At 50.1% G+C, this 11,938-nt stretch carries 12 protein-coding genes; 9 read left to right on the forward strand and 3 right to left on the reverse strand.

Annotation, left to right across the window (positions count from 1 at the left end; translation table 11 throughout):
- Positions 1 to 8: 8 nt before the first annotated feature.
- Positions 9 to 1,175, reverse strand: a complete 1,167-nt coding sequence (locus tag H5336_RS14835; protein WP_185235039.1) for a S1C family serine protease — start codon at positions 1,173 to 1,175, stop codon at positions 9 to 11.
- A gap of 140 nt (positions 1,176 to 1,315) precedes the next feature.
- Positions 1,316 to 1,804 (reverse strand): Z-ring associated ZapG family protein, encoded by a 489-nt coding sequence (locus tag H5336_RS14840; RefSeq protein ID WP_246439104.1) that lies wholly within the window; start codon positions 1,802 to 1,804, stop codon positions 1,316 to 1,318.
- A 165-nt stretch (positions 1,805 to 1,969) separates the two neighbouring features.
- On the opposite strand from H5336_RS14840, the gene zapE reads away from it, so the two are divergent.
- The 9 genes from zapE to H5336_RS14885 all read left to right on the forward strand — a co-directional run bounded on the left by zapE (position 1,970) and on the right by H5336_RS14885 (position 9,965).
- A complete protein-coding gene (gene zapE / locus H5336_RS14845; protein ID WP_185235040.1) occupies positions 1,970 to 3,088 on the forward strand; it encodes a cell division protein ZapE in 1,119 nt (372 codons plus the stop codon).
- Positions 3,089 to 3,238: 150 nt separating this feature from the next.
- Positions 3,239 to 3,667 carry a 50S ribosomal protein L13 gene (gene rplM / locus H5336_RS14850; RefSeq protein WP_185235041.1) on the forward strand — a complete coding sequence of 143 codons (429 nt, stop codon included), beginning with the start codon at positions 3,239 to 3,241 and terminating at the stop codon, positions 3,665 to 3,667.
- Between the two features lie 13 nt (positions 3,668 to 3,680).
- Positions 3,681 to 4,073, forward strand: a complete 393-nt coding sequence (gene rpsI / locus H5336_RS14855) for a 30S ribosomal protein S9 (protein ID WP_185235042.1) — start codon at positions 3,681 to 3,683, stop codon at positions 4,071 to 4,073.
- Between the two features lie 516 nt (positions 4,074 to 4,589).
- Positions 4,590 to 5,189, forward strand: coding sequence for a ubiquinol-cytochrome c reductase iron-sulfur subunit (gene petA, locus H5336_RS14860; protein ID WP_185235043.1), 600 nt, complete (start codon positions 4,590 to 4,592; stop codon positions 5,187 to 5,189).
- A 2-nt stretch (positions 5,190 to 5,191) separates the two neighbouring features.
- Entirely contained in the window at positions 5,192 to 7,243 is a 2,052-nt protein-coding gene (locus H5336_RS14865; protein ID WP_185235044.1) for a ubiquinol-cytochrome c reductase, read from the forward strand.
- Between the two features lie 76 nt (positions 7,244 to 7,319).
- Entirely contained in the window at positions 7,320 to 7,961 is a 642-nt protein-coding gene (locus H5336_RS14870) for a glutathione S-transferase N-terminal domain-containing protein (RefSeq protein WP_185235045.1), read from the forward strand.
- Between the two features lie 97 nt (positions 7,962 to 8,058).
- On the forward strand, positions 8,059 to 8,463 hold the full coding sequence (locus tag H5336_RS14875) for a ClpXP protease specificity-enhancing factor (RefSeq protein WP_185235046.1): 405 nt from the start codon (positions 8,059 to 8,061) through the stop codon (positions 8,461 to 8,463).
- A gap of 182 nt (positions 8,464 to 8,645) precedes the next feature.
- Positions 8,646 to 9,260 (forward strand): Yip1 family protein, encoded by a 615-nt coding sequence (locus H5336_RS14880; RefSeq protein ID WP_185235047.1) that lies wholly within the window; start codon positions 8,646 to 8,648, stop codon positions 9,258 to 9,260.
- Between the two features lie 138 nt (positions 9,261 to 9,398).
- Positions 9,399 to 9,965, forward strand: coding sequence for a 3'-5' exonuclease family protein (locus H5336_RS14885; protein WP_185235048.1), 567 nt, complete (start codon positions 9,399 to 9,401; stop codon positions 9,963 to 9,965).
- A 6-nt stretch (positions 9,966 to 9,971) separates the two neighbouring features.
- On the opposite strand, the gene H5336_RS14890 is transcribed toward H5336_RS14885, so the two are convergent.
- A complete protein-coding gene (locus H5336_RS14890; protein ID WP_185235049.1) occupies positions 9,972 to 11,930 on the reverse strand; it encodes a M48 family metallopeptidase in 1,959 nt (652 codons plus the stop codon).
- Between the last annotated feature and the right edge of the window lie 8 nt (positions 11,931 to 11,938).

An 11,938-nucleotide genomic window follows, 5' to 3' on the forward strand; every position in this document is an offset into this window, starting at 1 on the left:
TCCGAAGGTTAACTGGCGATGGGTTCGGAACCCAAAACCGCTTCCATTACTTGGAGCTTTCCTTGCCGAACAATTTCAATTGAAACTTTGTCTCCAGGGCGAGACTCTCCAATTTCCTGCTGTCCCCAGCGGCCATCGCCCACCATCTGATTGTTGATGCGAGTAATAACATCACCAGGCCGAAGGCCCGCTTTGTCGGCTGGCCCACCGCTGTACACATGGGTAATCAGAACGCCATTGGTGGAGCGGAGCTTGAAGGATTGCGCCAGCTGAGGCGACAAAGATTGGGCTTCGACTCCCAGCCAGCCTCTTACAACACGGCCGAATTCAACAATATCGTTTAGTGTTTGGATGGCGGTATCGGCGGGAATGGCGAAGCCAATGCCTCCGGCATATCCGTTCTGGTCGAGGTTAGCGGTGTTTATACCCAGCAGGTTGCCGTGGACGTCTATTAAGGCTCCGCCAGAATTTCCTGGGTTAATGGCTGCATCGGTCTGAATAAAATTTTCAAAGTCGGCAATGTTAAAGCCGCGCCGTCGGGTTGCACTGACGATCCCTTGGGTAACGGTTTGCCCCATACCAAAAGCGTTACCTATAGCTAAAACAACGTCGCCCACCATGGTGGTATCGGGTGAGCCAATTGGGATGGGGGTAAGGTTGTCGAGTTCTATTTTGAGAACCGCGAGGTCGCTTTTACTGTTTGCGCCTTTTAGCTCGGCTCTTGCTTCACGGCCATCAGACAGCGCAACCACAATTTCATCTACGCCTTTAATTACGTGGTTGTTGGTGAGTATATAGCCCTCTTTACTGACGATAACGCCAGATCCTCGCGCCGACTGCATACGTTTTTGCCGGGGGATGTCTGAGTTATTAAAGTAATGGCGGAACAAAGGGTCATCAAATAAAGGGTGGCGGCGAATATTCACCTGCTTAAGTGTGTAGATGTTAACAACTGCAGGAGCTGCTCGTGCAACCGCCCGAGCATAGGATACTGGCCCACCCCAACTCTCCCCTTCATAGGGGGAAAGGCCGCGAAGGGGAGCATTCCCTGCTGGTGCAACCATCATTGAGGCATTTTTTAGCTGGGGAAATGCTACCAAACCTACGAGTGCCACCAGTAGCCCAATGACAACCGGCCAGCGGGTATAAGTGATGATTTTGTAGATGGTATCCATTCTGCGTTCCTGTCGTTGTTATTCGCAGTGGTCCGCTACGGGGTTAACGCGTCAGTTGTGGGCGCTGAAAAAAGGCAGCACAGTGTAGGCTGCCCAAAATATCTACAGTTGGCCCCGGCAGCCTGAAATTGTTACCAGTACTAGCTGCCGGTTTTACTTGGTTGGTAGTTCTCGGGAGGTGCGTCTTCGTCCGATTTATCGTCGTCTAGGCCATACTCCTCACTTAGGGTGCCGGTTTGCCCAGGGGTTTTGGGTGCCCAGTCGCGAGGTGGCTCTGGCTGTAAGTCACTAATGGCTTCGCCGCCCTCAATGCCTAGTGTGCCTTCCCCCGCCTCGAGAATTTGTTTGCTAATGTCGGGGTTAGTGAGCTTGATGGCGCCTCGAGCAAGGTGTTCGTGCACGTCTTTGTAGTTTTGCGTAAGACTGTTAACAAGTTTGGATGTTTCGGCAAAATGCTGCGCAACTTCTTGTTGATATTGATTGAGCTCCTGCCGTGTTAGCTGCAGGCTTTGTTCCAGCTCTTTCTGTTGCCCCGCAGGAGCGAATGAGCGTGTAAGAATTGCGCCTACCAGCCCGCCAAGGACAAATAGTATTGCGCCAACCATTGAAAGGATTTCAAGCGAAAACAAGGTTTACCTCCAATTAAAATGCTGATCCCTGTAATCGTGAATAATACACCAGAATGTGTCGCGTGGTCCGAACAAGACGCACAAACGTTGGTTCGGCTTCATTGTCGCTAAAATTCAGGTAAAGTGTGCGCCCTAATTTGAGTAGCCTATCGATTGTCTTTAGCCATGAATGTTTCACCAAAAAGCCGCTATGAGTCGGACTTAGCGAAAGATGGATTCGTAGTAGACGCGGCCCAAGAGCGGGCGGTTGACCATTTGCAGGCTTTGTATGAGAGCCTGCTGGAAACCCATGGTGATTCACCCTGGGGGGCGCGCAGTTGGTATAAAAAGCTAAAGAGGGTGTTGGGCGGTTCGCGGTCGAGGGTCAAAGGCCTTTATATTTGGGGGGGTGTTGGTCGAGGGAAGACCTACCTCATGGATGTTTTTTTCGATTGCCTGCCCTTTGATGCCAAGATGCGAACCCATTTCCATCGCTTTATGCGGCGGGTGCATAGCGAGCTTACCTCTCTGCAAGATCAACAAAACCCACTAGATGTTGTTGCCGAAAGGCTGGCCAAAGAAGCTCGCGTTATTTGTTTCGATGAATTCTTTGTGGTCGACATTACCGACGCGATGATTCTCGCTAATTTACTCGAAGGTTTGTTCGCCCGCGGCGTGGTGCTGGTGACAACCTCCAATAGTGAGCCCGACGGACTTTACGGCAATGGCTTACAGCGTGTGAGGTTTTTGCCCGCGATTGCGCTTTTAAATAAGCACTGCGATATTCTGAATGTTGATGGCGGCGTTGATTATCGGTTGCGAGCGCTAGAGCAGGCGGCGCTTTACTATGTTGGCAGCAGCGAGGCAGTAGAGCGTCAACTTAATGAGTGCTTTCACAGTTTGCTGCCCGACCAGAGTGCGGTTGATGAGCGGGTTGATCTGGAAATAGAGGGTCGCATTATTCAGGCAACTCATGTGGCCGAGGACGTAGCCTGGTTTAGCTTTGCTGCACTATGTGACGGGCCTAGGTCGCAGAACGACTACATTGAGCTGGCCCGTGAATATCATGCGGTCATTGTTCAGGGGGTACCGAAGTTTACGGGTCAGAACGATGATCAGGCTAGGCGTTTCATCTATTTGGTTGATGAATTCTACGACCGCAACGTTAAGCTTATCCTCTCCGCCGAGGCGGCGATTCATCAATTGTATCAAGGCACTCAGCTGGCATTCGAGTTCGAGCGAACGGTGAGCCGAGTACAGGAAATGCAAAGCCACGAGTATCTGGCGAGCCCCCACAAACCTTGAACCTTGCCAGCCTCAATTCGCTGCTTGAATATTGTGCAGCCTTTCTGTAGAATCCGCGCTCCTTTCGCCGGGGCCCTGCCTGTATTGGGTAGTGTAGTTTCGGCTCAGAGTATTTTCTTTTAAAACCCGTACCTTCGCAGGGCAGATAACATGAAGACTATTAGTGCCAAACCTGAAACAGTTCAACGCGACTGGTACATCGTAGATGCTGACGGCAAAACTCTCGGCCGCATGGCTGCAGAGATTGCTCACCGCTTGCGCGGTAAGCATAAGCCCGAGTATACGCCGCACGTGGACACCGGTGATTACATAGTTGTAGTCAATGCCGAAAAAGTTCATGTTACCGGTAAGAAGGCATCGGACAAGATGTACCAACACCACACCGGTTATATCGGTGGCCTGAAATCTATCAGCTTTGAAAAGCTGATTGCCAAAGCTCCAGAGCGTACCATCGAGTCTGCCGTAAAAGGCATGCTGCCGAAAGGCCCCCTCGGTCGTGCAATGTTTAAAAAACTGAAGGTTTACGCCGGCGAAACGCATCCTCATGCCGCCCAGCAGCCTCAAGAACTCAACATATAACTAGGAGCTTACAATGGCAGCTGAACAATATTACGGTACGGGTCGACGCAAAACTTCGACTGCGCGCGTTTTCATTACAAGCGGCAGCGGTATCATTACTGTTAATGATCAACCTGTGGATCAGTACTTTGGCCGTGAAGTGGCTCGCATGATTGTGCGTCAGCCTCTGGAAGCCACGGATAACGCTGAAAGGTTTGATGTGAAAGTAACCGTCAAAGGCGGCGGTAGCTTCGGTCAGGCTGGCGCTATTCGACACGGCTTAACCCGTGCATTAATGGCTTACGACGAAGCCCTGCGCCCAACACTCCGCGCCGCCGGTTATGTTACCCGCGATGCTCGTGAGGTTGAACGTAAGAAGGTTGGTCTGCGTAAAGCGCGTAAGAAGCCACAATTCTCCAAACGTTAATCTGTCGGCCTATTTGGCTACAGTGGTTGGTTGGAAGAGCGCCCATACCCTATCGGTTTGGGCGTTTTTTATGTACAGGATGTACGGTATCCGGCGGGTGCCGGACGCACAGGAGCCGGGGTCGGATGTACGGTATCCGGCGGGTGCGGGGCACACAGAGTTAGAAGTGTACTCCCCGTGTTCTGTGGGCTTAAGCGTCGCCTTACCTTGTCTCTTCTAGCGAATTTCTTTACCATAACGCCACATTTTGTGGGGGCGATGCTTCTGTCGACGGTGTGTTTGAGCTTAAAGGTGTTTATCGTTCCTAACTGTTCGACGGGGATTAACCAGGGTTTGGTGCAGCTCCCCAACTATAATAATCAGTGTGAAGTTGGCGTGTTGCCGGCTGTTTAGATGTTTACTCAATACGACTCGCCCGCCACAGGGGAAAGGTCTTATTGAAATACATTCGAGAATTCATTAGCTAAATTAAAATTTTGGCCTTAATAAGCCTCATTTGTAGGGGAGAAAAACGTCGTGAGTAATGACGGTGTGAACGAAGGGCGCCGCCGCGTGTTGACCGCCCTGACGTCTGTTGTGGGCGCTGCCGGTGTTGTGGGTGTAGCTGTTCCATTTGTGGGTTCTTGGAACCCCAGCGCTAAGGCGAAAGCTGCCGGCGCACCAGTGGAAGTCAATATCTCCAAGTTGGAGCCAGGCCAAATGATGACAGTAGAGTGGAGGGGCAAACCCGTATATGTTTTGCGCCGTACTCCTGAGGCTTTGGCGAGCCTAGAGACTGTAGAGTCACGCTTACGTGACCCCAGCTCAGAAGATTCTACTCAGCCTGAATATGTAAAAAACCGGGTTCGCTCTGTTGAAGGTAAGGAAGAGATCGCCGTATTGCTGGGGTTGTGTACACACCTCGGCTGCGCGCCAACCTACCGACCAGAAGTTGGTGCGGAAGACCTCGGTGGCGCCGAGTGGATTGGCGGCTTTTTCTGCCGTTGCCATGGTTCCAAATTTGATCTTGCTGGCCGCGTTTTTTCAGGTGTGCCCGCGCCCATCAATTTGGAAATTCCCCCCTATAAATACTTAAGCGACACACAGTTGCTTATCGGCGAAGACCAGGAGGCGTAAAGATGATTAACTGGCTGACTGGCTTGTGGAACTGGATTGATGCTCGCTTACCCGTGCAGCGCGCATGGGATACCCATATGGGTAAATACTATGCACCCAAGAACTTCAACTTCTGGTATTTCTTTGGTGTAATTTCTCTGCTGATTCTGGTGAACCAGCTACTTACGGGGGTGTGGCTTACTATGAGCTACACACCAACAGCTGAAGGTGCATTCGCCTCGGTTGAGTACATTATGCGCGATGTGCCCTACGGTTGGTTAATCCGCTATATGCATTCAACGGGTGCCTCTGCGTTCTTCTTGGTTGTATACCTGCATATGTTTCGTGGCCTCATGTATGGGTCCTATAAAAATCCACGCGAACTGGTGTGGATCTTCGGTATGGTGATTTACGTTGCCCTTATGGCCGAAGCGTTCCTTGGTTATGTACTGCCTTGGGGACAAATGTCCTACTGGGGTGCGCAGGTTATTGTGAACCTGTTTGGTGCCATTCCTTGGGTTGGTGAAGACCTTGTTCAGTGGATTCGAGGGGACTACCTTATTTCTGGTGCTACCCTTAACCGCTTCTTTGCTTTGCATGTTGTGGCTGTTCCTATTGTGCTGCTGGCGCTGGTGGTGTTGCACCTTCTAGCTCTACACGAAGTAGGTTCCAACAATCCAGACGGCGTTGAAATTAAAAAGCACAAAGACGAAAACGGTGTTCCCTTAGATGGTGTACCTTTCCACCCTTACTATACCGTTCACGATCTGGTGGGTATTACCGTCTTCCTGTTTGCTTTCTGTGGCATTCTTTTCTTTGCTCCCGAGTTGAATGGTTTCTTTCTTGAGCACGCTAACTTTGAACAGGCTAACTCCCTGAAAACGCCAGAGCATATTGCACCTGTATGGTACTTCACGCCGTTCTATGCCATTTTGCGAGCCGTTACCTTTGATTTGGGTGGGGTTTTTACCGCCAAGCTTCTCGGCTTTATTACCATGGCGCTGGCTATTGTTGTGCTGTTCTTCCTTCCTTGGTTGGATCGCAGTCCGGTTAAATCTATCCGCTACAAAGGCAATTTCAGTCGTGTTGCATTGATAGTGTTTGCTGCAGCGTTTGTTGTGCTTGGCTATCTTGGGCTTAATTCACCTTCACCCGCTCGAACGGCTTTGGCTCAAATTTGTACCGTTGTTTACTTCTTGTATTTCATCGGATTGCCGTTTTGGACCAAAATGGAGAAAACTCTTCCAGAGCCCGAGCGCGTTCAGAAGAAAGGTTTGGGGATGCCCCTAGTTTTAGGCGGCCTGGCACTTTTCCTTGTGTTGGTTGTTGTTCCCATTAAGGCCGTTGGTGCTACTGGCGGTGCATGTGGAGCAGTACCTTGCGACCATTTTGAGGCAGATCTGAGCGACAAAGAGTCGCTGCAGAGCGGAGCCAAGCTGTTTGTGAACTACTGCATGGGCTGTCACTCCGCATCCTACTCGCGCTATGAGCGGGTAGCCGATGATCTGGAAATTCCACATGATTTGATGCTTGAAAATTTAGTGCTTACCGATCAAAAGATTGGTGAGCTAATGAGTATTTCCATGGCGCAGGCAAAATCGAAAGAGTGGCTGGGCGCTACACCGCCAGACCTCACGCTGGTAACGCGAGCGCGTTCACCTGAGTGGGTGCATACTTTTTTGCGCAGTTTCTACCAAGACGATAGCCGTCCAACCGGTGTGAACAACAAGGTCTTCGAGAGCGTGGGCATGCCTCACGTACTGCTAGAGCTTCAGGGTTTGCCTGAGTGCGCTGCTGGCGAAAAGTTAGATAGCCATGGCCATGTCGAGCGCAACGCGATGGGTGAGCCGCTGATGACCTCTTGCGGCAGACTCAAAATAGGTGACGTGAAAGGCCGTATGACACCCGCAGAGTACGACACGGCTGTGCATGATCTTGTGAACTTCATGACTTACATGTCTGAGCCTGTGGCCGACTCGCGTAAGCGAGTGGGTATTTATGTCTTTCTTTTCCTTGCTGTACTGCTAGTGTTTACGTTGCTACTGAACCGTGAATACTGGAAAGATGTGCATTAAATAAGCTGTTTTTGTACCTCGGGGGTTTGTTTGCTTCGGGGTTAATTTTTGAGTTAATAGATTTCGGGGATAAAAAATGGGAGTTGTAACCAAGCGCTCATCCATGACCTACTTTTCTGACGGTAAAGATCACTACAGCCATCGAGTACGTATTGTGCTGGCTGAGAAGGGGGTTACGGTTGATGTTGTCGAAGTCGATCCAGCCGATATTCCCACGGAACTCAGTGAGATTAATCCCTACAATTCTTTACCAACACTGGTCGATCGTGAGTTAACGCTCTACGAAACCAGTGTGATGATGGAATATTTAGATGAGCGTTTTCCTCACCCTCCGCTGCTGCCTGTGTACCCGGTAGCCAGGGCCGAAAGTCGTCAGTTTATTCATCGCATAGAGAATGATTGGTGCCCGCTTGTTGCAACTTTAGCTAAACCCTCCAGTAAAGAGGCCAGTGCTACTGCAGCCAAGGAGCTTAAAGACAGCTTGGTGGCGATTGCCCCCATTTTTGGTGAAAAGCCCTTTTTTATGAGCGAGGAATTCACTCTCGTCGATTGCTGCCTGGCTCCAATCCTTTGGCGTTTGGACGCCTACGGTGTTCAATTGCCCAAAACGCGTCAGGTCGTGCCTTTACTGGAATACATGGATCGCATGTTCCGCAGAGAATCTTTCCAGGAAAGTTTGACTGAATATGAGCGCGAAATGCGCCCGGAATTTGGTTAATATAACTGCGTTTCTGAACAGGGAGGCGATGCCTCCCTACACTTAAGATGCTCCGCCTTGGAGTCTCATCAGCGAAATAATATACAGAGCTACGCCAATGGCGATGACTTCGAGTAGGCCCTATCTTATACGCGCGTTATATGAGTGGATCGTAGATAACGATTACACACCTCATGTTGTTGTAAACGCTCTTGCTGGCGGAGTTGAAGTACCTCAAAAGTACGTGAACAAAGAAGGTCAAATTGTGTTGAACATTGCCCCCAGAGCCGTTGCTAGCCTGGAGGTTGGGAACAAGGCTGTGGTCTTTAATGCGCGCTTTGGCGGCATTCCTACCGATATCTACGTACCTTGCCATGCTGTTTTGGGTATATATGCCCGTGAAAACGGACAGGGCATGATGTTCGATAGCGAGACTACACCCGAAGAGCCAGACCCTAAATCGCCCGATGGCGAAGATAACGGTACCAGTCAGCGCCGCCCAAGCCTTAGAGTGGTTAAGTAGGCCTCCGCAGTTTCCCTAAAACTCCACGGAAACACGGCGATTGATTTCAAAAGCGATGGACTTTTAACTTTCATATTTCGAATAATTCTTAATATGGTCTGTAAAGGGTCTTCACTCCTCGGGTGCTTCCCATACAATTAGGGTGCGCCCATAAAAAATTATAATGATTGAGAGGAGGTCTCATGGCACTTTTGCAGCACGCCTTTGGCATAATGACAAACCCGTCGGCTGAATGGGTTTCGGTTAGAGACGATAAAAGTTCATTCAAGCAGGTCTTCCTGAGTCACGTACCGTTTCTGGCTCTTATTCCTTCGCTATCTGCCTTTTACGGTGTTACACAGGTTGGTTGGGTCGTTGGCGATAATGTTACTCGTCTGTCTACAAATTCGGCACTGTCTTTATGCGCACTCACCTATGTGGCGCTATTGGTTGGGGTGTTTGTTCTTGGTGAGTTCGCAAACTGGATGTCCCGAACCTACGGTGTCGCGGAGTCAGAAGAGCGTCGTCACCACGCGGGTACGGCACTGGCTGTATGTGCCACAACGCCAATGTTTCTAGCGGGACTGTTTCTAGTTGTCCCTTCTATTTGGGTGAATACGCTGGCAATGATTGCCGCTGGCAGCTATGCGGTATATTTGATTTATGAAGGTATGCCAATTCTCATGAATATTGATAAAAACCGGGCTTTCATGTATTCCTCATCCGTTATCACGGTGGGTTTGGTGTTAATGGTATCAGCCATGATTGGTACGGTTTTGGTTTGGGGAATGGGTATTGGCCCCGTGTATATTGACTAAACGGCTTTTTCCCCGCAATTAAATCTGAAAACGGCGCAGTAGCGCCGTTTTTTGTTTGTCTTTACCTATACTTGCCATGTGAGTTCCCGTATATTTTTTATGGAAATGGGTGAGTTTAAAGTTTTGGATGAATTGATTATGTCGGATGCAAAACGTAGATCCCTAGGGTTTCCCTCGATCCTAGATTTTGAAGCATCTGGCTTTGGTGTCGAAAGCTACCCCATTGAAGTGGGAGTTGTTGTTAGCTCCGGCGAACGCTATTGCGCGCTGATTTGCCCCCATCGCGAATGGCACCACTGGAGTAAAGACGCGCATCAGTTACATGGGATAGACCGCAGTACATTGGTGGAATTAGGGAAACCGGTGGCGCAGGTCTGTACCGACCTCAATGCATTATTGAAAGAGAGTACGGTTTATAGTGACGGATGGACCCAAGATCAACCTTGGTTGATTACCTTGTACCATGCCGCGGCGATGGTACCGACGTTTAGGCTTAGCCCCATTGAAGGGATTGCAACGGAGCAGCAGCTAATGTGCTGGGACGACACAAAACAGCAAGTACAAAGGAATATGGGTGTGCTTCGTCATAGAGCCAGTAGCGACGCACTGATTATCCAGCAAACATTTATTGAATCACGCCGAGAGGCTGAGTCAATCGCAGCCGAGGCCGCTAGTAGCCTAGGCCCGTTACGCAGCTCAGTTTAAATCCCCTCAGCTTAAGTTCAATGGCGGTACCGGGCAGTCGAGAGAATCGGCTATTGCCCTGAACAGTTCGGCTTCTACCGGTGTTACAACGCTATCGGCATTAATCACTTCTACCAACGCCTTGAGCAACACTGGCTTTTGCAGCACTTTCAGGTTTGATAGCTTTTCAATGGCTGTATCAATTTCTGGGAACGCAAAACCGCTGGCGGAAAGCGTAAATTTCACACCTTTAAAACCGAGGTTTTCAATGCCCTTTTGAAAGGCGCCGCCGGGCGAACGGCTTTTCCCTGCCTGTACTACCAAGCTAAACAGCAAGCTTATTTCTTGGGGTAAGTCGCGTAAGCGGTATTTAGATTCGGTAACCCTGGCTTCTGAATTTTGCGTAACAATACGGTATACACACCACTCGAAAAGGCTGACCTGATTATCGGCTTTGATTAGCGCTGACAAGTTGTTTTTAAACACTTGATATTGGCCTGCCGATAATAATTTTAGCGCGGGAATGCTCATTTCGATTAACGCAATGTGGTGCTCACGTGGAAGTTGGTTTACGTCGCGATATAAGTTCTGCATCACCTTAAATGTTGCGGGGTGTGCCGCATCTTTTAGCGCGCGCGCTTGAATTGTGCGTATTTCTTTTTGCGAATCTAAAAGTAAGCAGTATATGAGCGCGCGTGCGCTAAAGGGTTGGTGTGCGGCATCGCGCAGGGTTTGGGGAATTGATGCGAGCAGCGCGTGAGCATGTTCAAGGTGGTTCTGTTGTGGTTCGCCAATGGTTTCGATACTGCTAGCGTTGAGGCTGACAGAGCCTGCGGCGGCAAATGCTGACGCGCCAGGGATGTTTGTTGCGTTTGTGGAGTGTGTTTTAAGGCTAGAGGGGAGGGCCTGCTCAGCGTGAATATAGCCACCGTTCCAGTTGGGTAGGACTTTTCTTATGCGTTCGTGCAACGGCGGGTGGGTGGCCATCAGCGCGTTAAACGATGTTTTGATACCCTGGCCAAAAAACATATGGCTGAACTGTGACGCCGCTCCGTTGGAAATGAGAGAGCCCTGGTCAAAGCCGCCAATTTTTTTCAGGGCATTGCCAATGCCTTCGGGGTTTCGTGTGAATTGCACGGCAGACGCATCGGCTAAGAATTCACGTTGTCGGCTAACGGCCGCCTTTATAATATTGCCGAAAAAAGTGCCGCCAAAACCGATGGCGACAAGGGCGAAACCCAGCCCCATTTGCGCGCCGCGACTTTTAGAGTTTGAGCCGCCGGAATAACGTCGTCTATATCCGTAGCCATAGTGATAACCGCCGGACCCACGCAGAATAAAATAGCCAAGTAAGCCTATTACCAATATGCCGTGTAGTATTGCGATCAGGCGCATATTCAGGCGCATATCACCGTTATGGATGTGGCTAAACTCGTGAGCTATGACGCCTTGCAGTTCGTCGCGGTTCAATAAATTGACACAACCACGTGTTACGCCAATCACCGCGTCACGCCGGGATAAACCGGCGGCGAATGCATTGATACCGTTGTCTTCTATAATGTAAACCGGCGGCACCGGGTTCCCGGAAGCGATAGCCATTTCTTCTACAATATTCAGTACCTTGGCTTCTTCGCCCTCTGCGCCATCGTAGTTAAGCAGTTTTCCACCCAAAGCTTCGGCAACTTTGCGGCCACCGCCGCTAAGTTGGACATATTTGAAAACCGTTCCCATGCCTACGACGAACACCACACCAAGCGAGACCCAGAGGGCTAGCTTGGTTTGTACAAATTGAAGCATATGTTCCGGCAGTGACAGCTGTTGGGCTTGAACCGCCGATACACTGGTGCTGTGGAGACCAACGTAATAGAGAAATAGGCCTATGGCTGCAATGGTGATGGCGACAAGGCTGAGTACAGCGAGGCTGAGTAATACCACCAGCAGTGTTGTTTTATGCTTGGCGGTATCTTGATGCTTGAAAAAGTTCACAGGCTAAT

Origin of the sequence: Teredinibacter franksiae, from assembly GCF_014218805.1 — a bacterium.
GTDB classification, from domain to species: Bacteria; Pseudomonadota; Gammaproteobacteria; order Pseudomonadales; family Cellvibrionaceae; genus Teredinibacter; species Teredinibacter franksiae.